This is a genomic window from Allobosea sp. GW823-FHT02B03 (assembly GCF_058797755.1).
This window is the reverse complement of the sequence record NZ_JBXAJY010000007.1, coordinates 51,380-75,469: the sequence shown is the minus strand read 5'-3', so window position 1 is coordinate 75,469 and position 24,090 is coordinate 51,380. Positions and strand designations below refer to the sequence as shown.

The window sequence follows — 24,090 nt, the reverse complement described above, 5'->3', positions numbered from 1 at the left end:
CGCGTGAGGAAAGTGCGATAAAACAAAAGATTAGAGCATTTCCGCTATTCGTGGAATGGCGGAAATGCTCTAGGCGCCGCGCCTCCGTTCTGACGCGGTCACGGCGAACTCTCGCATTCGAGTTTTCCGAAGAGCAGATTCCACTTTTCGGGCCGTTGCCACGAGCCGGTCCGGTTCACGATGCCCGCACCCGGCCCGGGCATCTGCGAGCCGCGTCATCCGAGCGCCGCCGGTCACCTCATCTCGCGCAAATCGCTGCCGCGGCCAACCGCTCCAGCCGGAGCGATGGCGTAAGGGGGGCGTTACAGCCCCGCCCGCGTCAGCCCGCGCCACAGGCCCCAGGGCGGCGGGTCGCTCGTCGGCGAGAGCTGGCGGATCGCGGCGAGGCGCCCGGCGATCAGCGCGATCGCGATCGAAGGTAGCGCCATCAGCATGTGATGCGAGGTCGCGGCCGCGATGAAGGTCATCGGCTGGCCCATCACCGGCAGCAGGCCGAGGGCGTTGCCCCAGGAAATGCTCCAGTGCAGCGCGAAGATGGTGACGATGCCGACCAGGATGATCGCCATGCCCTTGTTGGCGCCTTCCTGAGCCGAGCCCATGGCACGCTCGCGCATCAATCCGACGGCGAGCGTCAGCAGGCCGAAGGCGGTGACGACCTGCGCCGCCAGCAAGGCAAGGCCGGCAGGCAGGCCGAAACGGACCATCATGAAGGTGGCGATGAAGTCGTTCTGGACCACCGGCACGCGCACGAGGTCGCTGACGGCGAAGCGGCTCGCCGTCTCGTCGACGATCTCGCTCTTGCGCTCGGCGATCGGCGTCGCGCGCGCGCCCGGCAGCATGGCGCAGAGCGAGACCGGCGAGGGCGGCAGCTCGTCGAGCGCCCGGCGAACTTCCGGCGGCGTCTTGTCGAGGCCGAGATCGAGCCGCGCCAGCGTGCAGGGCATCTCGGCGAGCGCCACCTTCGACTGCAGCAGCTGGAAGCCGAGATCGCGATGGATCACGTCGGGATTGCGGGTCTCGCCGGCAGCGGCGCTGCGCAGCTTGGCGTGGTCGAGATCGTACCAGGTCAGGAGGCGTTCGGCAGGGACGCGGAAGGCGCCGCCGCGGGCCTTCTCGAGCACGTCGATCGCCGCCAGCCGCTCCTTCGGCAGGTTCCACTGGCCGGAGATCGCATAGGTGACGAGGCCCGGGAAGGCGTAGATCAGCGCCGCGTTGATGCCGAGCAGGATGACAAGCACCAGCGCCAGCACACCACCGCGCGGCCAGCCGAGCTTGCGGACCTTGCGCTGCGGCGCATCGGCCCGGCGCAGGAAGACGCGGGTGATCTCGAACAGGCGCTTCAGCGTACTCGGCAGCAGGAAGGCGAAGGCGAGCACCACCGTGGTGATGATGATGATCAGTGCCGGTGAGTAGTCGCTCTTCAGGAACGGGATCGCGGTCAGGAACAGGATGAAGACCAGCACCGTTGCAAGGCTGACGCCGAGCCAGGAGATGTAGTGGCGCTGGTTGTAGAAGAAGTCGATCCGCGAGAAGCCGAGGAAGATATGCGCCAGCACCAGTACGAGCGCGATCTTGCCGAGCTCGACCGGCTGGAAGCCGGCGACGCCGGTTTCGGTGCCGAGCACGCCCCAGGCGACGAAGGCGACCAGGATCAGGAAGGCCGGAATCGCGCGCAGCAGCTGGTCCTTGAAGCCGACGCCCATGAAGAAGGAGCGCGGCAGGGCGGCGATGGCGCGCTGCGGCTGCAGGGCGACGACGACCGCGACGACCGGGATCAGGTCGAAGAACAAGAGCTTGTTCTTCTCGGCATGGATGGTGAAATCGGTCTTCTCGGCGTCGATGCCGAGCGCCAGCAAGGTCAGGCTGCCGAGGCAGCACAGGCCGAGCAGGCCGAGCCAGGCGACGCGCATCGGCGTGGTGAAGCGCGGCCCGACCATCAGCAGCAGGCAGGCGATGGCATAAGCCAGGATGGTGGCGTGCAGCGCGCCTTCATAAGAGATCGAGGCACCGCCGAGCCGCGACAATTCCGGCGCGAGCACCAGCATCGTCGTCGCGGCGATGAAGCCGGTGGCGCCGAGCGCGCCGACCAGCCTGACCAGGATGGCGCTACGGCGGAAGGCGCTGGCCTGATGCATCGCCGACAGGATGCCGAAGGCGGCGAGGCCCAGCGTCAGCACAAGGCGCACGATCCGCTCGACGCCGTTGAGCGAACTCAGCGGATTACCGATCTCCGCACCGGACATGGGCTGACGCGGCGGTGTGATCACCGGCCTGACGCTTTCCGTTGTCGAGGCCTCGCGCAATTGCTCGGCATCTGCGGGGTCGAAGCGGTGGGTCTTGCTGAGCGGGGTCAGCCGTAGCGGCAGGCGCCCGCCGGCTTCCTCCCCGATATCGACCGCATAGCGCGTACGCCCGATGATCAGATGGCTGAGCCGGGCCGGCCCCTCGGGATCGAGCTCCCAGGCGATGTCGCCGAAATCGGTGACGCGCTGGTTGCCGCGGGCGAAGACCACCGGCGGGCGCGGGGCATCGACGGCGTCGCCCGGCGCCAGGAAGAAGCCGCCGCCACGCGCCACGATGGTCAGCGCCTTGAAGGGCAGGGCGCCGGCGGCGACATGCGCCTCCTCCCTCACCGTGCAGGTCAGGCGTCCGCCGATCTGGACGATGCGGTCCTCGCCGCGCTCGTCGGTGGCGATCATGCCGGTGACGACCTCGCGGATGCGGTCGGCGGTGCTGCGCGGCTGGCAGACCGGCAGGGCATTGCCGTCGAGCCGCAAGGTCGAGACCGGGCCGGTGCGCTGCACCGTCAGCTTGCGGCCGGGGCCAGGCTTGCCGGCCTCCGTCAGGGTCAGCTGCAGGTTGCCCGGGCTGGCCTCGTCGACGGTGATCGCCAGCGCCCCGGCGGCGATGCGGTCGCCGGGCTGGAAACGCCAGCGCGACGAGAAGCTGCCCGAGCCGTTGGCATAGTCGAGCCAGAGCCGCCGGCTGTTGGCGACATTGCGGATATTGACCCGCCCGTCGGGCAGGCGGGTGAAGGCGACATGGCGCGTCTCGGCGGAATCGAAGCGCTGCGGCTGCAGCAGCTCGCGCCGGCCGATCGCGACGGTTTCGCCGCGCGCCAGAGCAAGATCGAGCCGCTCGAGGCTGACAACCGGCCGCGCCGTCTCGATCAGGTAGCTGGTGTTGTGCCACCAGAAGCCGAGCACGGCGAAGCAGGCGGCGAGCAGGACGAGGCCGGTCACCGCGCCGCCGGTGGAGCCGAGGCGGATGCGCGGCAGGCGGAAAGGGCGGAGTTGGAGCCAGCGGCCGAAGAGCTGGCGCAGTGCGGTCGTCTCGCTCACTTCTTGTCTCCGAGCGCGGCGACCTTGCCGAGCAGCCCGGCCATCAGCCGGCCGCAGGCGCGTCCGCCGGTTTCCCGCGTATGCGAGACCAGGCAGGTGAAGGCGACGCGCTTCCTGCCGGCGACATCGTTCATCCAGCCGGCGAACCAGGCCGAGTTCATGCCGTCGGTGGTGTCGGCGGTGCCGGTCTTGCCAAAGATGCGGCGCCTAATATCGGGCGGCAGGCTCGCCATCACGCCGGCGGCGGTGCCGCCCGGCGAGTTGACCACGCCGAACAGGCCGCGCTGGGCACCATCGAGGAAGGGTTCGGCCTGGCGCGGGTCCATGCCGGGGATCACCGGCTCGCCCTCGTTCGGCTGCGGCGTCTCGGCGACGTCGCCGACCGGCTTGAGCACGCGCGGGCGGATCACCTTGCGGGCGCCGAGCGAGCCGTAGATCGAGGCCATGGCGATCGGTGTCGCACGCACGCCCTGGCCGTAGGAGTTTGTCACGAGGTCGATGCGGCGGGCGTTGCGCTTGTCCTCGACGGCGAGGTCGAGCGCCTCGCCCGTCAGGCGCTGCGCGCCCGGCACGATGCCGCGGGTCAGGTCGACGCCGGGCTGGGCGAGCTGACCGGGTTGGGTGATCGGGTAGAGGTGCTCGGTCATGCGGGCGAGAACCGTGCCGGTGCGGGCCGGGACCGTGCTCGGCCTGCCGCCGACCTTACTGCCGTCCATGGTCAGCGCCACGCCAGCGAACCACAGGTTCGACGACTTGATCAGGGCCTCGCAGAAGCCGATTTGCGCGCCGCGTCCGCCGTCGGGGCAACCGGTCTGCGATGGCGCCAGGATTCCGACATTGAAGCCCGCGCCGCCATAGTTGGCGATCTGCACGCCGTCGACGTTGAGCGTTCCGCCCCCGGGGATGCCGAAGATCTGCGCCTGCTGCGCCGGCGGGGTCCGGCCCATGATGATGTCGGCGAGGCGCGGTTGCTCCTTCAGGGCGAGGATGCCGGCAAGGCCGGTGACCAGCTTGAAGGTCGAGCCCGGCATGGTGTGGACGTCGCCGGCGCGCCAGCCATGGCCGGCGAGTGGGCTATCGCTATCGCGGCCGGTCGAAAGCGCCTGGATGTCCCAGCTATGCATGCCCGGCACGAAATCCGGCCAGCTCGCCATGCCGAGCACGGCGCCGGGCTCGTCGCCGGCATCCATCAGCAGCACGACGGCGCGGCCATCGCCCTGGTCCGGCGGCTCCTGCTCGGGCGCGAGGTTGACCGGCAGCGGGCCGGGCTTGCGCGGGCGCTTGCCGCGGGCGATGCGCTCGCCCATCTGCGTGTAGACCGCTTCCTGCACCAGCTTTTGCAGGCGCGGCTCGATGGTCAGGACGAGGTTCTCGCGGGTCCGGGCCCGGCCGAGCGCGGCCGAGAGCGAGCCGACATCACCGGCGCCATAGCCGATCATCGCGGTCAGGCCGAGCTCGTCGACGATCGGCAGCGGCACGCCATTGGCGTCGAGCGCCGGCGTGCCGTCGGCGAAGGCGAGCGCCCGGCCGGCGCCGCTGCGCCTCTGGGTTACGGCGCCGCGCCAGCCGAGCTCGCAGACCAGCTTGGCCTTGGCGCGCTCGCAATCGGCCTCGATATGTGAGGAGCGCCAGAGCTTGACCTTGCCGTCTTCGGCCTGCACCCCGGTGCCGCCGAGGATCTCGCGGGCCCGCGGCGGCACGGCGCGCACCGGCGAACCTTCGACCGTGATCTCGGTCTCGCGCCGGCGCTGGCCGGTGATGGTGAAGCGCCAGCCATGCGGCAGGCCCTGCGCCGCCTCCTCGACGCAGGTCGCGAATTCGTCGCTGTCGGAGCAGATGCGCTCGGCGGCGATGCTCATCCCGGCGAGGCGCACGGTCTGCTGGTCGCGCTTGGGGTCGAGATTGGCCCGCTCATTGCCGACGACGATGCGGCTCGGCTCCAGGATCATGTCGACGGTGATGCGTCGGCTGCCCGCCGGCAGGCGAGAGGAGAGCGCGAGCCGGTCGTCGCGCTCGCGCAGGGGGCCGAACAGCGCCCAGTCCGAGAGCTGGTTGGCGCGGCGGGTGGCGAAATCGGAGAAGTCGCGCGGCGGCGGCACCGCATTCGGCATCACGTTGAGCGGTGCGGCGAGATCGGTGGTCTGGGCGACGCGGGCCGTCCAGCTCGAGGGCCGGCAGCCGGCCGGCACCACCGGCAGGCTCAGCGGCGTGCCGTCGGCGCAGCGTCGGTCGGGCGCGCGGTCGTCGCGGGCGGCGGCGATCAGGAAGGAGTTGTTCCAGGCCAGCATCTCGGAGCGGATCTGCTGGCCGGCCGGCAGGTTGCAGAGCCGGTCGAGCAGGGTGCGCGAGAATTCCTTGGTGCCCTGCGGCGTCGGCAGGGTGAGCGACGGGTCGTACAGCGCTTCGCAGGGCTGCGAGCGGATGGTCGGTCCGGCCGGGTCGAGCCAGATCAGCCCGGTCGATACTGCCTGCGCGAACAGGTCCTCGTTCGAGCGGCTGGTTTCGGTGAAGTCGGGCTGCTTGATCCAGGCCCGGCTGGCGGCGAGCTCGCCGATCAGCCCGCCTGAGAGCCAGAGGAAGCCGGCGATGGTGACGAGCCCGACGGCGAGTGCGACCAGGCTGCGCTTGAGGCCGCGGAAGAGCGGATGGCTCATGGCGTCGCCCCCCGAAGCTCCACGACAAGCGGCCCGAGCACGAAGGGGCCGTTGGCGGGGATGGTGCAGGTGCCGGCCGGCTGCGCCTTGCGGTCGCCGAGGATCCAGATGTCGCCGGCCGATTGTACCGCAACGCCCCCCGGCACGGCGGCGATGAAGCCGACCGGGTTGTGATCATAGAGATTGTCGAGGCGCTCGACCACGCCGGAGCCGAATTGCACCCGCACGGCTTCGCCGAGCCAGTCGAAGCTGCCATAGCCGCGCGAGGACTGGTCGGGGCCGAAGGCGATCGCGGTCTGCTCGCGCGGTAGCGCGATATAGCCGAGCTCGCCTTCCTCCAGCATCAGCACCGAGCGGCGGCGATTGTCGAAGCCGATGCTCTCGGCCCGGAACTCGCCGCCGGCGCGGCTGTAGCGCAGCTCGCGGCGGTCATAGCGGCGCGCGTCGCGCCCCTGCACCACGATGCTGTCGCGCGGCGCGAGCATCGCCGAGGACATCAGTCGCCCGCCATGGCTGCGCTCGACCCAGTAGCGCGCCATGCGCCGGCCGCCGAAATTCTCGGGGATGGCGAGGCCGAGCACGGCAAGGTGCGGGCCCCTGGGCGGCTGCTGGTGCAGGCGGCAGGGCCGGCGGTCGAGGATGACGTCGACCATGCCGAGCGAGACGCGGCCGGTCTGCGGGCGGATGCCGAGAATCTCGAAGCGGGCATCGATGCCGCCCTGCATCGGCGTCGCCAGCGTCTCGACCTGGATCGCCTGTGCCCGTGCCTCCGGCGTTTGGGGCAGGGCGGTGAGCAGCGGCAGGCCGCCGGCCTCGCGCGCCGAGGAATCGACCGGGTAGCGGCCGAGGAAGAAGATCGTCCCGGCCGGCAGGTCGGGATGGACGGCCGGGGTCAGCATCTCGCTGCGCGAGAAGGCGAAGCGCGACTGGCCGGGATAGAGCCCGCCGGCGGTGTTGGCGCCGATGATCGGCTGGCCGATGGCGATATCGGCGTTCTGCTTGATGATCACTTCGCCATGCGGGAGCAGCCCGCCCTGCGGCGGCGCGTGCACGCCATGGCCGAAATAGACTGCGACCGGGGCCGCTGCGTGCATGCTCTGCTCGACATGGATGGTGACGCCGATATCGGGGTCGATCACGTCGCGGAAGCGCTGCTCGATCCGGTCGGCGAGGAACCGGCCGAGTTCCTGTGCGCCGGGCAAGGCTTCGGCGGTGAGCACCACGATCGAGGTGAAGGGGATGTCGATCGGCTGCGGCCCGCTGCCGCCGTCGATCAGAGCGATGCCGCGATTGCGATCGATCAGGTCTTCCAGCGAGAGGCGCGCATCCTTGGTCGGCTGTCCCGCCTGGGTCAGGGCGAAGACCGGCTTGCGCCAGAGGTTCTCGATGCCCGGCATCGCCTCGCCCGGCTCGCCGGCGACCGCGCGCAGGCAGGTCAGCCTGCGGGGATCATGCATCACCAGGTCCATCAGGTCGGGCAGGGCCATGGCGTCAGCTCACTTGGCGTCGGGAAAGGCAGGGCGGAGAAGACTGGAAACGGGTGAAAGCGCAGCGCGGGAGCGAGGCCAGCTCGTCCTTGCTGCCGTCAGAGCGGTTTTCGCAGCGGGGAGCGTCACGATCGTCCCCGTCTCAGTAGATGCGCGAGACGCGGTCGTGCTCGATCCGCCAGCAGGCTTCCCAGCCTTCATTGGCGGCGAGCACGGTGACCTTCCGGCTGGTCGGCGACAGCACCTCGGAGACGATCTCGCAGGTGCCGAACCCGTCCAGCCCCTCGCGATGCGCTTCGACGATCGAATCGCCCTCGAGCAGCACCATCGGGTCCTGCCCGGCGAGCAGCGGCCGCAGGCGCGACAAGGCCTTGCCCTGCGGGTCGAGCCCGGGGATCGTCCGCACGAACTGGAAGCGCCGGCCGAGATTGGCCCGTCCGCCGAGGCTGGGGGCGATCTCGTCATGCTCGGCATGGAGCCGGTCGCCCGAGCCCATGTCGTAGCCGAGATAATGGATGCGCTCGGCGGCGAATTCGGTGCGCAGGCCGGTGGCGCCGAGGTCGCGCATCTGCACCGCCATGGCGGCGATGCCGAGCGGATTCTTGTGCAGCACGGCGCTGCCGGCCATGTCGCCCTCGATGCCGAGGATCGCGGCACCGGCGATCACCGCCTTCTTCATCGCTGCCGGCGAGAACGGGCGCTCGAACGGCAGGGCAGCGTGACTCGCCTTCGATTCCTGCGCAATGGCCTCGAAGATCGGGGGCCAGAGCGCGGCGCGGCCGGTCGGCACCATCACCACGGTCGGCCGCTGCTGCGGATTCGGGCCGGCGGCGCGCGCCATGCGCGGCAGCATACCGCCGAGCACGGCGGCGATTTCGTTGAGACGTTCGGACGCTGCGCCGGCACCTTTTTCGAGAGCCGTGCGCGGCAGCTTCAGGATGAGGCGTCGCGTCCCCGCGCGGTCGGTGGGGTCGAGCGCAAGGCGCAGGCCGGACGGCAGCTCCGCCTCGGCCAGAGCCGGCTCGCCTTGCGCGACGAACAGGCCGGCGGCCTCGCCATCGCCCCGCAATTCAGCGAGCACGAGGTCGAGGCTCTCATCCGGCGCCTCGGGATTCCAGCGATAGGGCGCCCGGGCGGCCTCCGATTTGGCCGTGAGCCGCGCGGCGAGGTTCGCCTTGGCCCGTTTGACGGCATTGCGCAGCCAGGCTTTGGCGGCGAGCGCCGCCGCGTCCTGGCGCTGTACGGCGCGCGCCAGAGAGGCCTCGGCGAAGGCCGGCTGCCAATGCGCCTCTTGGCCCTCCATCGCCTTGTCGATCAGCAAGGCGGCCGCCTCGGCCAGCGCCTCGTCCATCATGTCACCGCCGACCGGCAGGCCGAAGGTCGCGAGCGTCTGGTTGGTCAGCCGGTCGCCGTCTCGACGTAGGCGCGCGAGCGCGACGTCGCTGGTGCCGCCGCCGATGTCGAGCGTGACAAGCAGCGCCTCGCCCTGGTCCGGCACCGCGGCGCGGACCTCGGGCAGGCTCGCGACATAGCGCGCCGCCGCGACCGCCTCGGGCACGGTGACGGCTGCGTCCGCAAAGCTCGTGGCTCCCGGAAAGAGCCGCTCCAGCCGCTGCGAGAACAGTTCGAGCGCCGCCCGGTAGCGAGAGGCGATCTCGTCGCCGATGCCACTCGGGCAGGAGATCAGGATGCGCGGCACGATCGGCGCCGGGGCATGGTCCTCGACCCGCAACCGGTCCTCGCCGAGGCGCAGCACATAGAGGTCGACCAGCTCGTCGAGCACGTCGGCGACGAGCGGCGCGATCTCGACCGTATTGGTGGCTACGACCCGCTCCGCCGCCGCGTCGTAGCGATGGACCTGCTCGGGCAGCGTCAACGAGACGGCGCCGGAGGTCAGGGCATGCTTCAGCGAGTCGACCCGCTTTCCGCCCTCCGGCAGCCCTCCCTGCGCCGGCGGCGCCGGCGCGGAGACGTCGTAGCGGCGCGAAAAGGCCTTGAGGCGCCGCGCCACGGTTGCCCGATCGGAGCCGATCAAGGAGAGGTCGGGCAAAGCGTGCGGAGCATGGTCGGCACGTAAGTTATTGCCGGAATCGAGGCCGACATGGCTCGGGATCAACGGCGCGGCGCCGGCGTCCTGCAAGGCCGCCTCGCCATGGCGCGGATCGACATGCCGCGCCAGCCAGGAGCCCAGCGCCAGTGGCCTGATCTCGGTGGCGCGGCCGGCGGCACGCGGCGCTCCCGACCAGATCGAGGTCGCGGAGGCGCCGAGGTCGATGCAGATCGGCAGCCTGTGGACGCGGCGGCTGTAGCGCACCGGAAGGCTCGCGCGCACCAGCGGCTGCCCGCCATCATCACCGGCCGCGATGGTGAGCTCGACCGTGATCGGCCCGCGCAGGACATTGGGGCCGCTGGTCCGGACGGCGCGCGAGAGCGTGGTGGTCAAATTCTGCATCGGCACGACGGCGCGGCCGCGCCGGCCGAAATCGCCCTCGCGGACGATCTCGAGCGGGAAAGGCGTCGTAGCCTCCGCGACCTCGTTGTCGCCCATCCGGCTGACCACCTCGACGCTAAGCGGTGCTGTGCGGGTCAGCGGCCAGCGCCTGAGGTCGATCACCAGCCCGTCGCAGCGCACGATCGAGGTCTCGTCGTCGGGGTCGACCTCGGCGTTGAGGCCGCCTTCGATCACGAGATCGGACGTCGTGCCGAGCGGGCAGCTGAGATGCGCACCGGCGATCGTCAGGGCGACATCGCCACGGTTCTGGCTGCGGATCGGCACCGAGCGCGCCTCAAGCGCGCTCGACCAGGGCCTCGCAGGCCCGTCGGGGTCATGGCCCGAGCCGTCCTGCGCGACCCAGCCGCCGAGCTTGGCGGTCAGGCGAACCTGCAACGCCGCCTTTGGATTGGCCTGGATCGTCTCGTCGACGAAATCGAGCACGGCGTCGCGCGTCAGCGTCACGTCGAGCCTGACCTCCTGCCCGGCCAGCGCCGGTGCGTCGGCCAGCCAGAGCAGGTGCCGGCAGGTGCTGGCGCCGGCGTCGGGGTAGCGTCGCAGCGAGACCGAGTGGTCCATCGGTGCGGCGATGGCGAGCGACAGGTTCTGCGCCTTCAGGCCGAAGCAGCTCGCCTCGATGGTCAGGCCGCGCCTGCCCTCCAGCACGATGTCCTTGGGGATGTCGATGGCGATCTGGCTGACGCCGAGCGTCTTGCCGGTGGCGAGCGAATCGAGGTCGATCTCGACCGGCTCGATCCGCCATTCCGGCTGCGAGGCGCCGGCCAGCACCGCGATCTTGACGACGCGGCGCGGCGAGGCGCGGGCGCCACCGGGCGTTTCGACGATGGTCGAGAAGGCGATCTCGAGACTGGCATCGCTCTCGATATCGGCCTGCTGGCGGTGGGCCGCGACGGCGCGCATCACCGCCTCGCGCCGCAGGCCGAGCATCAGACGCTCGCCGGCACGCACTGCCGCCTTGTCGAGCAGCGCGCCACCCTGCAGCCAGCCGATGTCGATGCCGCTCGGCAGGCTGGGAGCGTGCGAGATCAGCGAGACCGTGACCGCCTTGACCATGTCCTCGGGCGCTTCGAAGGCGAGGATGTCGATCAGGCCTTCGCTGCGGTCGAGCGCGATGGTGGCGCTGAAGCTCGCGAGCCGGGTCTCGAGATTATAGCAGGACGCGACGCTCATCCGTTCTCTCTTCCGGCTCCGGTCGGCGCCGGCTCATGCGTTGTGGCGCGGCCGAGCGCGGCGCCCCATTCGTGGTCGACGCCCGAGACGGCTGCCGCCCCGGCGAGATAGCGGGCGAGCGTGTCGCTCGTTCCGGCGCGCAGCCGCCGATAGGCGGCGCCGAATCCTGGATCGCCGGTATCGGCGAGTGCCTTGGCCGCGAAGGGCGTGCCGGCGAAGGCGGCATCGGCCTCGCGCAAGGCGAGATCGGCCAGCAGCAGACGGCCATAGCCGCCCAGGACCCGACGCAGACCCAGCGCGTGCGGGGCCGCGGCATCCTCCTGGCCGAGAACCTGACCGATCTGCGCCTCGATCGCGCCGAGCGCCGGCGTCAGGCCTTCCACGGCGTCGATCGTCGCCACGAAGCCCTGGGTCGTGGCTGCGAGGCGCGAGGCGCCGCGCAGGGCATCGCCGGCACGGTCATTGCGCGCGGCGAGTCCCGCGAGGCCGGCCACCTTCTCCCAGGCGACGATCAGCGCGCCCGCCGAGGCACTCTGCGCCGCCTCGCGGCGCAGCCCGGCGAAATGCTCGTGCAGCAGCATGATCTCGCCGGGCGTCAGCTCGCCCAGCCGTTTGCCCAGCTCCGCCAGCAGCGCGGAAGACTGGCCCGATTGCGCGCCAGCCTCGATGAGTTCGCTGCGCCGGCGCGCGACTTCCTCGAGTGCCGGTGCGGCCAGAGGGCGGCGTTGCGCTCTGCGGCGCAGTTCAAGGAGAAGGCCGTCGAGATTGCTCAGCGGGCGCTGGCCGCGGCGCTTGCGGGCCTCGGCGATCGTCTGCTCGACCTCGGCGACGACATTCGTATCCAGCCAGCTCTGGTGCGCGCAGGCCGCGATGTCGTGCAGAAGGCGCATTGCTCGACGGTCCTGGCCTGCCAGCGTCATCGCTTCGCGACCGAGGAGCTGCGGCAACACCGGCTCCTCGTACCAGCCGAGCAGGCGTTCGGTCTCCGCCGGCGGGTTCTCGGGCCCGGGCGCGGGCAGGAGCATGCGCACCGCACAGGCGCGCGCCGCGACCCTCGGCTGCTCCACGGCCCAGAGCAGCATGGCGATCTGCTCGCCTAGCGTGCGCTCGCCGAGCTCGTCGGCCCGCGACGGATCGAGGCCCGTCAAGGCCGCTGCCGCCTCCAGCAGGTTGCTGCCGGCCTCCGGTGCTTTGGCGCGCGCGTCGATCCGGGCGAAGGGGCCCGCATCGGCCGGCGCCTGTGCTCGTGCCGCCGCGATCTCCGCCAGGATCAGGCTCAGCTGGGCGGTTCGTGCCGGCGTGGCCTGCCAGAGGCCGTCGGCCAGCCGGCCGGCGGCGAGCGCGAGATCGTCGCGCAGAGGGGCTGCTGCGCCGGGCGTCGCTACGACGAGGGCCTGGCCGGTGCCACCGCCCAGCGTGAGCCCGGTCGAGACCGAAGCGGCATAGGTTTCGCGGTGCGAAACCGCGCCGAGCTCTCCGTCCTGCCAACGGATGGTCATCGGTGCGCCGTTTGCCGCCTCGCCGGCGCCGATCCAGACGAGCTGGCGGCGTGGTTCGGCGAAGACCAGGACCTCGTCCTCTTCGAGCCAATCGGGAAGGCTCAGGCGGCAGGACCCGTCCGCATTGGCGATCGGCCGCAGCAGGCGAAAGCCGCGCCGCAAGGCGGCGACGCGGTTGAGGCCGGTGGCGTCGGTATCGCGCAAGTCGGCGGGCGTCGCGCCCAGCGCGTCGAGTTCCTCCTCGACGGCGAGCCGCAGGTCCTGATCTAGCTGCGCCAGTGCCTGTCGGGCTTGCCGCATTGCGGCCGGCAGATGCGCGACCAGAACGCCGCCGCCGCTGCCTTCGCCGCTGAAATCGAGCGCCAGCCCGTCGTTGCGGATGGCGGTGACGCGGGTCAGTGTGGCGCGCTCATCCGCCGGGTGCATGAACGGGCCGGCGAGCAGGCGTAAAGTCCCCGCTCCGGTTTCGGCGACCTGGTTCAGGCCACTGGCAATGAGCGTCTCCGGCGCGTCCTGCGGCCGCTCAGCGAGGGAGTGGCGCTCGATCGCCAAGCTGCCGGCGGTGTCACTGGAACTCGCTCGCAGCAAAGCGAGGCCGGTGCCCTGCGCGTCGGCCTGGTCCGGCGTCAGGCGCTCGTCGAGCTGGATCGCCACGACGCGGCTCTCGCCTTCGGTCGGGACGGTGACGGCATGAAGCACGCGGCTGCCGGGCGGCAGCTTGCCTGAGAGCGGCGCGTCTTCGCCGTCGCCGGCCGCAATCAGCGTGATGCGGCTGCCTGTCTCTTCAGCCGCAAGGAAGCGGGCGCGGGCGCTTTCGCTCCAGACCGCGGCGACATGACGTGAGCCGTCCCAGATGATGGCGACGGGCGCCACGGAAAGATGCACGGGGGCTGGCTCCGGAAAGACTGGCGCGGGAGGATGTCGGTGGCGGACCTTGCGCGATGGTCCGTCGTCTTGCAAGACGTTGCGGCATGACAGGCGGCGAAGCTTCCGTGTTGCTGGCGGATGCTGTCGCTTGCGAGGTCGAGTGGTCCCGCCCTAATCTTGCCGAGTTGGACGTGCGACTTTGCGGGATGGGCTTGCCTCGTCCTGCTCGTCCGGGCCGGACATGTCGACAGGCGTAGAGAACGGAGAGCGGTTTCATGGCGGCAGAGCCGGTTTGTTTCGCGGCCTTGCCCGCAGCCTTGCCCGCGCAGTGGGGCGTTTCTCCCACGGACGCGCCGACGGGCGACGAGGTCGTCCGGCGCCGTCTCATCCTGACCGGTCTCGACGATTCCGAGGACGCCCAAGAGACAAAGGCGAGTTTCCTCGCGCCACGCCTGTTGCCCCGCCTGTTCCGCGAGCCAGCGCAGGTCGGCTCCGAAGCGCGTGCGGCGCTCGAGGGGGCGGACCGCCTCGTCATCCTGCTGCCCATCGGCCGCTATGATGATGGCGTCTGGGCGCCGATCATCGAGCGCATCCTGCTCGGTGCCGGCGAAGGCGCCGCAAGGCCGCGCGAGACGATCCTGGCCTGGAGCGGCATCGAGCCCTTCCTTGCGCCCTTCGGCAGGCGCGCTTCGGAGATCTGGAGCGATCCGCGCCTCGTGGAATCGATGCTCGGCGTGTTCGAGCGCTCCGCCCGCTCGCTCGCCGCAGTCCTGCGCGAATCCGGCGCCGGGATCCGGCGCGGCCTGATCCGGTTCGAGCCCGGCCCGGCCGAGTCGCCGGCGCGCGTGGCGCTGGCGCTCGCCTGAGCCGACGGCTACTTCCAGACGAGGGCGTTGGCGAGGTCGCGGCGGCCGCATTCGAGCGACATGGCGTTGACGGCGGCGCGGTAGCCCTGCAGCGAATAGACCACATGGGCGGGCCTGCCGTCGGGGGTGGTGCCGTTGAGTTCGAGGGTCGTGCCTTTGTTGTAGCCGGCGACCGCGTCCATATCGAGGATCGGCTGGCCGTTGGAGCCCTCCTTCATCGGGCGGATGAAGTTGCCGGGCGCGCTGGCGTTGAGCGGGCGCACATCGCCGCCTTCGGTCACCGAAGCCTCGATCGGCGCGCCGGGGCGGTAGTAGCGCTTGTCGTCGAGCAGGTGCTGGATCGCGCCGCTGCCCTCGCTCTCGGCCGAGAGCAGGATGAAGGGCGCCTGCTCGCGCCAGTTGGTCGGCCCGGCTTCGGCGGCGGCGGTGTAGGCATAGCAGGTGCGCTTGCCGGTGGCCGCATCCTCGACGACGCTCGCATACCAGTTCTGGAAGCGACGGATCAGGCGGCCCGGCGCTTCCGGCAGCAGCATGTCGCTGGTGTCGACCGCGCGGGCACGCAGCTGGTATTCCTGTCGGCTCGGACCGGTATTGGCGACGCGGATGGTGTACTGACCCGCCCCGAGTCGGTAGCGGCGCAGATTAGGCCGGCTCGGATTGGCGATGTGGATCGTCCGCAGCGGCGGGTGGCCCGGCGCGAAGACCTCGACGAGCAGCTTGCCGGGGCCGCGCAGGCTCGGCAGCGGGATATCGACCTCGACATAGGATTCGCGGGCGATCGAGAAGGCGTACTGCTGCAGGCCACGCCCGCCCTCGACCCGCCCGTCGATGCGCAGCGGCGTTTCGCTCAGGCGCGGCGCCGAGACGGCATTCTGGTTGCGCGAGGAGCCGAGCGCCGCCCACTGCGTCGCGGTCGGCAGGTCGTCGAAGGCGACGAGGCCGCCGCTGAACACCGGGGTCGTGTCCTTGCGGTTGGCGCTGACGGCGATGCGGAAGCCGTTGTGCCGCTGCTCGACAGAGACCGAAGCGCTCCAGCGCCGCGCCTCGTCCGAGGAAGGGTCGTGCAGCATGGCGAAGGAGACGTGGCGCGGCGCACGGATGCGCGACTTCTTCTCCTCGTCGGCCTGCTTGCTCAGCGCCCGGCGCATACGGTCGGAGAAGAACTCGAGCCAGCCCGGATTGACCGGGGCGCCGTTCAGCATGTGGGCTGACAGCGCCAGGGTGTTGGAGGTCTCTGTCGACTGCTCCCAGATCGCTTCCGCGACCTCGTCGAAGATGTTCTCGGTCCGGCGATAGATCTCGCCGATGAACTCTTCGGAGACGGTGAACGGGTCGAGGCTCGGCGAGCAGCTCTCATAGCCGTTCCAGCCGTGCGCCGACAGCAAAAGCCGCGTCGAGGGGCCGATGCGCTGGCCGGTGGCCCGGATCTCGATCTCGATCTTGCTGAGCTGTTCCTTGGCGTTGCCCGCGAGCGCGCTGTCGAGGATGCCGGTGTCGTTGATGTTCAGGACCGGGCCGATGTCGAGGAAAGGCGCCATCCGGACGCCGTCCAGGCGCGAGAACGCGGCATGGACCTGCTGCATCACATTGTTGCCCTGGTCCCGGGAAAAGGCGTTCTCCGGCTGCGGGCGCGAGGCGGTGCCGATCCGGACCGGAAGCCGCAGTGGCCCGCATTGCTTCTCGATGCGCTGCCACAAGGCCTGCGCGGCCGAACCGATCGGGTCCTGCGGATTGTATCCCGGGAAGGTCTGAGTCTGCGCCGCCGTCACGGTCGGTGACGCGGCTGCCAGCCAAACCGTCGCCATCCAGCTCGCCAACTTCGGCAACGCTCTGCCCGTCATCCCTGTCCCCATGGGGCCCTCCCGCGCGAGGCGAGGGAGGGCCGTTCTTCTCGGCTATGCCCGGCTCAGATGCCGGAGGCTTCGTTGGTCGCCAGGTTGACCTCGACCGTGTCGGTGCCGGCGGCCTGGCCGTTGCGGGTCACGGTGCGCTCGACGACGCGGACGCGCTGGCCCGCGCTGTTGTTGTAGGTCTTCACCGTGCGCGCCTTCACGACCACGTCCTGGCCGCTCGAATTCCGGAAACGCTGGGTGTTCGCACCCGAACGCGCGGCGATGTAGGCGGCCTCGCGGGCGCGCTCACGCTCGATCGCGTCGGCGATGACGAGGCCGGTAAGGCCGCCAATCGCGGCGCCGATCGCCGCCCCGCGCCAGCCACCGACCGCACCGCCGATCAGGGCGCCGGCGCCGGCGCCGAGAGCGCCGCCGGTGGCGACACGTTCCTGGGACGCGGTGCAGCCGCCCAGCGCAAGGGCGCCGGCGACGAGGATGGTTCCGACTTTCATGGTCTTGGCATGCATTACGTCACCCCACTGCAAAAGTTGCTTCTTGAAACATGGCGCTTGCAGCTGTCACAGCCTTTGCGGCCGACAGGGCGTCTTTCGCCAAGCCGACCAAAAAATTACGCAGCACCACACGCGCCATCTGTTCCATATCGCCCATTTCTGGGCAAGTGGTGCAAAATGTGGCAGTCACTTGTGCCAATAGTGGCGGAGCCGCTCTTGAAAATCGGGTTCTGACGAAGCAGAGGCCGTGCAGGGCGGCGTTGCCGCGGAAGCCTGCTGCCTCTATGGCCTGCTCAGAACAGGGCGAAATCTTGTCTGTGGAATGTCTTTTTCTTGGCCTATGTGGTTAATTGGCCGCGCTCGATCTGTTGACCTTACGCAAGGTAATTCATCCCCTTCCGCAGCGCTTCCTACTCTATTCCTTTGCGCGACGTCACGCGCATCGGCATGCCGTGGCGCGGCCGGAGCGTGACATGGTGCACCGGCGTCGGCGGCTCGCCGGCATGCTCGAAACGCAGCCTGCGAAGCAGCGTCGCCAGCACGATCGACGCTTCGACCATGGCGAATTGCTGCCCGATGCAGACCCGCGGCCCCGCCCCGAAGGGAAGGTAGGCGTAGCGCTCGATCGTATCGCGCGCGCCGGGCATGAAGCGCTCGGGGTGGAAGCGGTCCGGCTCGCGCCATAGCGTTTTGTGACGGTGGAGCAGATAGGGCGAGATCACCACGAGCGCGCCCTTGGGAATGAAGCAGCGCCCGCCGACCGCGTCGTCCGCCAGCGCGGTGCGCGACAGCGACGGTACCGGTGGGTAGAGGCGCATCGCTTCTTCGATCACGGCGCGTGTCAGCGCCAGTCCGGAGCCGGAAAGGGCGGCCGCCGCTAGGTCGTCGCCGGCGGCGTCGACCTCGGCTTCCAGCGCCCCCTGCGTCTCGGGAGCCTGCGACAGCAGAAACAGTGACCAGGTCAAGGCATTGGCGGTCGTCTCGTGCCCGGCGCCGATGAAGGTGATGATGTTCGCGCCGATCTCGGCCTCCGAAAGGCCGGTCCCGGTCTCGGGGTCGCGCGCGGCGAGCAGCGCGTCGAGCAAGTCGGGCGCGCCGTCGGGTGGCGGGGAGTGCCTGCGCAACGCCTGCCGCTCGGCGATGATCGCGGCGACCTGCGTCTCGAAGAACGAGATCGCCGGGCGCGCCATCCAGCGGCCGAGCCGTGGCACCCACGCAGGCGCGCCGAGAATGTCGAGCGGATCGATCTTTCCTTGGGTCTCGAAATAGCGGGTCAGCGCCTTGCCGAAAGCGTCGGCACCGCCGGCGATCGCATTGGAGAACATGGTCTCGGCGAGAATGTCGTAGGTCACGCGGGTCATGTCCTGCGCGATGTCGACGACGCGGCCGGGTCGCCGCCGCGCCATGCGCTTCGCGGTCGCTTCAGCCGGGCCCAGCATCCTGCGGGCGAGAGAGGCGACGGCGCGCGGCGTGAAAAGCGGCGCCAGCGTTCGGCGAGCCCGCTTCCAGGCCTCGCCTTCTGCGGTCAGCAGGCCTTCGCCGAGGCCGGGCGCGAGGATGGTGCGCTGCAGGTCGTCCTTGCGGTAGTTCGCGGCGTTCTCGACCAGGACATGGCGAATGGCCACGGGGTCGGACAGCACGACGCCATAGCCGAATATCCCTTCGCCCGCGACGATCGGCTCGCGGAAATGCCGCTGGCGCCAGATCGTTAGGGGATTCTGGCGCAGGCGCAGCAGCAGTTCCAGGCGGCTGAGCTCGCGGTCGCCCGGCACCGGGGCGGGCGGGCGCCTGCCATGCACGTTCCTGGCGGTGTTTGCGGCGTTTGGAGCGGTCATCGGTGACGATTCTCCCGCGGCGAGGTCAGGCAGCCTGGCGGGACTTTCGGGCCGGATGAAGGCGCGATGACATGTCACGGCGCGTTTTTGGTCTCCGTCATGCAAACGGTGCAGGGCTGTTCGCTTTGCTGCGCTGCGGCCAAACTCCGACATAATCTTGTGCGATGCACAATGGATGCCTATCTTCGCCCCTAAGGAGCGACCCTAATGCCTGCTTACAAGAACCCCCCGCCGCGCATTTTGCGGCCCCGCGTCGAACTGCCGACCCTGGACGAGGCGATCACCGCCGCGCAGGGCCTGAGCGATTCGCCGGAGGAGCAGGCCGAGATCGCCGCCAATCTGATGGGCGTGCCGGTCTCCGATGTCGTGCCGCTGGTTCGCAAGGCCGCCAACCGCACCATGGTGACGACGCCGAATCGCGCGGTCGTCGTCGTCCGTCGGCCGGTCCGCACCTTCTCGCCGCGTCTGGCCGAGGCGATGCGCCGCTGAGCTTCGCTGCCGCCCGGAAACGGGCTTTCGCAGCACCCGAGACAATTGAAGCAGTGCCGGCCCGAAAGGCCGGCACTGCTTTTTTCATCGCACGCTGAAAAACGGCGACCGGTCGGCTTCAAGCCGATCGCCGGGGAATTCAGCTGCTGATCTCGTCCAGGATCGGGCAGTCCGGCCGGCCGTCGCCATGGCAATGGCTGGCGAGATGACGCAGCGTCTTCGCCATCGCCTTCAGCGCTGCCGCCTTCTCCTCGAGTTCGGCGACGTGCTTCAGCGCCATTGCCTTGACATCGGCGCTGGCCCGCGAGCGATCGCGCCAGAGCGCCAGCAGCGCTCCGGTTTCCTCGATAGAGAAGCCGAGGCTGCGTGCCCGGCGCACGAAGCGCAGCGTGTGGACATCGTCGGGGCCATAGACGCGATAGCCCGATTGGGAACGCGCCGGCGGCGGGATCAGCGCGATCTCCTCATAATAGCGGATCATCTTGGCACTGACGCCCGAGGCCTCGGCGGCTTGTCCGATGTTCATCCTATCCTCCTTCAGGCCGTCGCCGGCACATTGGCCGGCCCGGCTTCCTCGGTCCGCGGCTGCCCTGTGAAGCGCTTCAGGCGGAGCGCGTTGGCGAGAACGCTGACGCTCGAGAACGCCATGGCGAAGCTGGCGAAGACCGGCGACATCAGAACGCCCCAGAGCGGATAGAGCAGGCCGGCCGCGACCGGGATCAGCAGCACATTGTAGCCGAAGGCCCAGCCGAGATTCTGCCGGATATTGGTCATCGTCGCCTTCGATAGCGCGATCGCTTCCGGGACATGGCGCAGATCGCCCGAGATCAGCACGATGTCCGCGCTTTCGATGGCGATGTCCGTGCCTGCGCCCATGGCGATGCCGACATCGGCCTGGGCCAGGGCCGGGGCGTCATTGATGCCGTCGCCGACGAAGGCGACGCGCCTGCTGCCATCGCCCTGGAGATCGGCGACGATCTTGGCCTTCTCGGTCGGCAGCACCTCGGCCCGAACCTCGTCGATCCCGAGCCGGCGTGCGATGGCCTCGGCCGTGCCGCGATTGTCGCCGGTCACCATCACGATGCGCAAGCCAAGCCGGCGCAGGCTCTCGACCGCCGCCGGCGTGCCGGGCTTGATCTGGTCCGCGACTGCGATCAGACCGGCGAGCTTGCCGTCGATCGCAGCGTAGAGCGGCGACTGGCCTTCGCGGGCCAGGGCTTCGGCGCGTGCGGCGAAGCCGTCCGGGTCGATGCCCAGCCGCCGCATCAGCCGCTTCGAGCCGACGGCGACGCGCCGCCCCTCGACCGTGGCCTCGATGCCCATGCCGGGCTCGGCCTGGAAGTCGCTGGTCGTGGCGAGGGTAAGGCCACGCCGGGCCGCCTCGTCGACGATCGCTTCCGCGGAAGGGTGCTCGGAGGCGCTCTCCGCCGAGGCAGCAAGGCGCAGCGTCTCGGTTTCGTCGAAACCGGCGGCAGCCACGACCTGCGTCACCTCGGGCGTGCCCTTGGTCAGCGTGCCGGTCTTATCGAAGGCGATGGTGGAAATGCCGCTGAGGCTCTGCAAGGCTGCGCCCTGGCGGAACAGGATGCCGAGCTCGGCCGCCTTGCCGGTACCGACCATGATCGAGGTCGGCGTGGCGAGGCCCATTGCGCAGGGGCAGGCGACGATCAGCACCGCGACAGCATTGACCAGCGCATAGGTCAGGGCCGGCGACGGGCCGAAATAGAGCCAGGCCGCGAAGGTGATGGCCGAGACCAGGATCACCGCCGGCACGAACCAGTTGGTGACGCGGTCGACCAGGGCCTGGATCGGCAGCTTGGCGCCTTGTGCGGCCTCGACCATGCGCAGGATCTGCGCGAGCAGCGTATCGGCGCCGACCTTCTCGGCCCGGAAGCGCAACGCGCCGTTCCGGTTGATTGTGCCGCCGATGACGCTGGCGCCGGCGCTCTTATGGGCGGGAGCCGGTTCGCCAGTGACCATCGATTCGTCGACATAGGACGAGCCCTCGACGACCTCTCCGTCGACCGGGACCTTCTCGCCCGGGCGGACGAGCACGAGATCGCCGACGCGCACCTCCTCGACCGCGATTTCGCTCTCGATGCCGTCGCGCAGCACGCGGGCGGTGCGGGCCTGCAGGGTCACCAGCCGGCTGATCGCCGCGCTGGTGCGGCCCTTGGCGCGGGCCTCGAACCAGCGGCCGAGCAGGATCAGGGTGACGATGACCGCGCCGGTCTCGAAATAGGTGTGGGCGGTGCCTTCAGGCAGCCAGCCCGGCCTGAAGGTCGCGACCGCCGAATAGAGATAGGCCGCGCCGGCGCCGATCATCACGAGCGCATTCATGTCGGGCGCGCCGCGCAGCAGCGCCGGCCCGCCCTTCAGGAAGAAGCGCAGCCCGGGCCAGAACAGGACGATGCTGGCCAGCGCGAAGGCGGTCACCTTCAGCGTGAAGAGATCGGCGATGCCGAGCAGCCAATGGTGGAAGGTCTCGCTCAGATGCGGGCCCATCTCGATGACCATCAGCGGCAGCGTCGCCAGCGCCGCGATGACGACCGCGCGACCGAGCTCGCTCTGCTCCGCCTCACGCCGCTCCTGCATGTCGGCGCGCGGGTTCGCACTCGCGCCGAGGGGCTCCGCTTGATAGCCGGCAGCGGCGATGGCGGCGATCAGTGCCGGCACGGCGATAGGATCGGCGAGCTGGACGGTCGCGCGCTCCGTCGCGAGATTGACGTTCGCCGCCAGTACGCCCGGCACGCCGCGCAGGGCCTTCTCGACCCGGCCGACGCAGGAGGCACAGGTCATTCCGGTGATCGACAGGTTCACTTCGGTTTCGGCCGGCTCGTAGCCCGCGGCGCGGATCGCAGCGGCGATGGCGGCAGCGTCGCCACCCGCGACCTGTGCCCGCCCGGTCGCGAGGTTGACCTGCGCCCTGGTTACGCCGGGCACGGCTGCGATCGCCTTTTCGACCCTGCCGACGCAGGAGGCGCAGGTCATGCCATCCACGGGTATGTCGAGCACGGAGGTCTGATTTCCGCGCGGTTCGAGCGTTGCTTGCATCGCCATGATATCCGCTTTCGTTCTCATCGTGCTGAGATGGCTACACCTTCCCATGATTGGAAGGTCAAGCGGCGATTTCGGATAACGCGCAGGGCCCGGCGTCGTCCCTGAAATTGCAGGAAGCGGGTGGCGCGCCGGTCGGCTCCGCGGCGAGATCGGGCGCAATCTCCGGCTCGAAAGGAAGCGCCATGCCCGCAACGAACCGTCACAACACAACGCCCGACGGACAGGACTTCGAGGCGATGGTCGCAGCGCTCGATTGGGCGCGGATCGAGGCTGAACTCGACGCGCATGGCGTTGGGCTCACCGGCCGGCTTCTCGATGCCGAGGCTTGCGCAGGTCTGCGCGGGCTCTATGCCGAGCCGGCCCGCTTTCGCAGCCGGATCGTCATGGCGCGGCACGGCTTCGGGCGCGGCGAGTACCAGTATTTCGCCCATCCGCTGCCGCAGCCGGTCGCGGCCCTGCGCCCGCTGGTCTATGCCCGTCTGGCGCCCATCGCCAATCGCTGGAACGAAACGCTCGGCATCGCCCAGCGCTATCCTGAAAGCCTCGACGCATTCCTCGCGCTCTGCCATCGGGCCGGCCAGCAGCGCCCGACGCCGCTGCTGCTGAAATACGAAGCCGGCGACTATAACTGCCTGCACCAGGACCTGTACGGCGATCTGTTCTTCCCCTTCCAGATGGTGATCCTGCTTTCACAGCCCGGCCGCGATTTCACCGGTGGCGAGTTCACTCTGGTCGAGCAGCGGCCACGCATGCAGTCTCGGCCGGAAGTGGTGCCGCTGGCACAGGGCGAGGCGGCGATCTTCGCCGTCCAGCATCGGCCGGTCGAAGGCACGCGCGGCGCCTATCGGGTCAATCTGCGCCATGGCGTCAGCCGGGTGCGCAGCGGCGAGCGTTTCACCACGGGGCTGATCTTCCACGATGCCCGCTGAGCCGGCATCCGCCGCCCGTCAGGCAGTCTTGATGTCGAGTCCGGCGACGATGGCGCCCAGTGCCGGCTCGTCGATCAGGTCTGCGGCATCGGCCTGGGTGAACCAGCGGCAGCTGCGCTGCGCCTGTTCCGGCCAGGTCGGCAATTGCTGTTTGACCTCGAGCAGATAGAGCCGGACCTTGCAGAGGATGAAATGGTCGGTCTTGCGCTTCCAGTAGGTATAGCGCCCGACCGGCTTCTTGCCGATCTCGCCAATCAGGCCGGCTTCTTCCATCGCTTCGCGCGCGGCTGCCTCATGGCCCTTGAGGCCGCGGATCGGCCAGCCCTTCGGCACGATCCAGCGCTGGGTTTCGCGCGTCGTCACCAGCATGATCTCGATCGCGCCGTCGGCGCGCCGTCGGAACGGGATGGCGCCGATCTGGACTTTCGGCTCGGCCGGCCGTTTGCCGGCTGTCGTCTTCGCCACCCTTGTCGACCTTCGCGCGCTTTTTTCCCCGCGACAACATAGGGTGATTCGTCGCCGGAACTGCCAGAAAATTTGTAGCCGGCAATCTTTCTCGGCGGCCGTTTCCGGAAAGGCGCTACGGCCCGGGGGTGACCCAGAGCCGTAGCGCGGCCTGGATCAGCTCTTCTTGCCGTCCTTGCCGAACTGCTTGAGGAAGGCCGTCAGGTCGGCGATTTCCTTGTCGTTCTTGATTCCGGCGAAGATCATCTTGGTGCCGGGGATCTTGGCGCGCGGATCCTTGATGTACTCGGCGAAGACCGCCTCGTCCCAGGTGATGTCGGCGCCCTTGTTGGCGGCCGAGTAGCTGTAGCCCTCGACGGCGCCGGTGTGCCGGCCGAACAGGCCGTTGAGATGCGGGCCGACCAGATTCTTCGCGCCTTCGCCGATCTGGTGGCAGGCGCGGCACTTGTTCCAGGATCGCTCGCCGGCGGAGATGTCCTGGGCCGATGCCGTGGTGGCGGCAAAAGTGGCGAAGCCGAGGGTGAGAAGGGCGGCGCTGGCGATGGCTTTCATGGTCGATCCTTCTTGAAGCT

16 protein-coding genes are annotated in these 24,090 nt (G+C 69.6%); 3 read left to right on the top strand and 13 right to left on the bottom strand.

Going from position 1 to position 24,090, the window contains the following annotated elements; genetic code table 11:
- Positions 1 to 302: 302 nt before the first annotated feature.
- The 5 genes from AC1REK_RS23145 to AC1REK_RS23125 form a co-directional block, all read right to left on the bottom strand.
- Positions 303 to 3,341: a hypothetical protein gene (locus AC1REK_RS23145; protein WP_492269779.1), complete on the bottom strand. Its 3,039-nt coding sequence runs from the start codon at positions 3,339 to 3,341 to the stop codon at positions 303 to 305.
- Entirely contained in the window at positions 3,338 to 5,995 is a 2,658-nt protein-coding gene (locus AC1REK_RS23140; protein ID WP_492269780.1) for a penicillin-binding transpeptidase domain-containing protein, read from the bottom strand. Before AC1REK_RS23140 ends, AC1REK_RS23145 begins: the two co-directional genes overlap by 4 nt.
- Positions 5,992 to 7,482, bottom strand: coding sequence for a hypothetical protein (locus tag AC1REK_RS23135; protein ID WP_316018824.1), 1,491 nt, complete (start codon positions 7,480 to 7,482; stop codon positions 5,992 to 5,994). Before AC1REK_RS23135 ends, AC1REK_RS23140 begins: the two co-directional genes overlap by 4 nt.
- A gap of 142 nt (positions 7,483 to 7,624) precedes the next feature.
- Positions 7,625 to 11,164 (bottom strand): hypothetical protein, encoded by a 3,540-nt coding sequence (locus AC1REK_RS23130; protein WP_492269781.1) that lies wholly within the window; start codon positions 11,162 to 11,164, stop codon positions 7,625 to 7,627.
- Positions 11,161 to 13,548: a hypothetical protein gene (locus tag AC1REK_RS23125; RefSeq protein ID WP_492269782.1), complete on the bottom strand. Its 2,388-nt coding sequence runs from the start codon at positions 13,546 to 13,548 to the stop codon at positions 11,161 to 11,163. The genes AC1REK_RS23130 and AC1REK_RS23125 overlap by 4 nt, the downstream gene beginning before the upstream one ends.
- 257 nt (positions 13,549 to 13,805) lie before the next feature.
- Between AC1REK_RS23125 and AC1REK_RS23120 the strand changes: the two genes are divergently transcribed.
- Positions 13,806 to 14,396, top strand: coding sequence for a hypothetical protein (locus tag AC1REK_RS23120; protein WP_492269783.1), 591 nt, complete (start codon positions 13,806 to 13,808; stop codon positions 14,394 to 14,396).
- A gap of 8 nt (positions 14,397 to 14,404) precedes the next feature.
- On the opposite strand, the gene AC1REK_RS23115 is transcribed toward AC1REK_RS23120, so the two are convergent.
- The 4 genes from AC1REK_RS23115 to AC1REK_RS23100 all read right to left on the bottom strand — a co-directional run bounded on the left by AC1REK_RS23115 (position 14,405) and on the right by AC1REK_RS23100 (position 18,575).
- Positions 14,405 to 16,201: a hypothetical protein gene (locus AC1REK_RS23115; protein ID WP_327521089.1), complete on the bottom strand. Its 1,797-nt coding sequence runs from the start codon at positions 16,199 to 16,201 to the stop codon at positions 14,405 to 14,407.
- A gap of 101 nt (positions 16,202 to 16,302) precedes the next feature.
- Positions 16,303 to 16,740 (bottom strand): YMGG-like glycine zipper-containing protein, encoded by a 438-nt coding sequence (locus AC1REK_RS23110; RefSeq protein WP_184231736.1) that lies wholly within the window; start codon positions 16,738 to 16,740, stop codon positions 16,303 to 16,305.
- Positions 16,741 to 16,759: 19 nt separating this feature from the next.
- A complete protein-coding gene (locus AC1REK_RS23105; protein WP_327521090.1) occupies positions 16,760 to 16,888 on the bottom strand; it encodes a hypothetical protein in 129 nt (42 codons plus the stop codon).
- A gap of 262 nt (positions 16,889 to 17,150) precedes the next feature.
- Positions 17,151 to 18,575 (bottom strand): cytochrome P450, encoded by a 1,425-nt coding sequence (locus AC1REK_RS23100; protein WP_492269784.1) that lies wholly within the window; start codon positions 18,573 to 18,575, stop codon positions 17,151 to 17,153.
- Between the two features lie 207 nt (positions 18,576 to 18,782).
- Between AC1REK_RS23100 and AC1REK_RS23095 the strand changes: the two genes are divergently transcribed.
- The gene (locus AC1REK_RS23095) at positions 18,783 to 19,064 is read left to right on the top strand and encodes a hypothetical protein (RefSeq protein ID WP_316018817.1); all 282 of its coding nucleotides are present in this window, start codon (positions 18,783 to 18,785) and stop codon (positions 19,062 to 19,064) included.
- 139 nt (positions 19,065 to 19,203) lie between these two features.
- Here AC1REK_RS23095 and cueR read toward each other — a convergent pair whose 3' ends face one another.
- Both cueR and AC1REK_RS23085 read right to left on the bottom strand, forming a co-directional pair.
- Positions 19,204 to 19,590 carry a Cu(I)-responsive transcriptional regulator gene (cueR, locus tag AC1REK_RS23090; RefSeq protein WP_316018816.1) on the bottom strand — a complete coding sequence of 129 codons (387 nt, stop codon included), beginning with the start codon at positions 19,588 to 19,590 and terminating at the stop codon, positions 19,204 to 19,206.
- A gap of 11 nt (positions 19,591 to 19,601) precedes the next feature.
- Positions 19,602 to 22,124 carry a heavy metal translocating P-type ATPase gene (locus AC1REK_RS23085; protein ID WP_492269785.1) on the bottom strand — a complete coding sequence of 841 codons (2,523 nt, stop codon included), beginning with the start codon at positions 22,122 to 22,124 and terminating at the stop codon, positions 19,602 to 19,604.
- A 182-nt stretch (positions 22,125 to 22,306) separates the two neighbouring features.
- On the opposite strand from AC1REK_RS23085, the gene AC1REK_RS23080 reads away from it, so the two are divergent.
- A complete protein-coding gene (locus AC1REK_RS23080) occupies positions 22,307 to 23,053 on the top strand; it encodes a 2OG-Fe(II) oxygenase (protein ID WP_316018815.1) in 747 nt (248 codons plus the stop codon).
- An 18-nt stretch (positions 23,054 to 23,071) separates the two neighbouring features.
- Here AC1REK_RS23080 and AC1REK_RS23075 read toward each other — a convergent pair whose 3' ends face one another.
- A complete protein-coding gene (locus tag AC1REK_RS23075; RefSeq protein ID WP_492269786.1) occupies positions 23,072 to 23,518 on the bottom strand; it encodes an NUDIX hydrolase in 447 nt (148 codons plus the stop codon).
- 156 nt (positions 23,519 to 23,674) lie between these two features.
- Positions 23,675 to 24,070, bottom strand: coding sequence for a c-type cytochrome (locus AC1REK_RS23070; protein ID WP_316018813.1), 396 nt, complete (start codon positions 24,068 to 24,070; stop codon positions 23,675 to 23,677).
- Between the last annotated feature and the right edge of the window lie 20 nt (positions 24,071 to 24,090).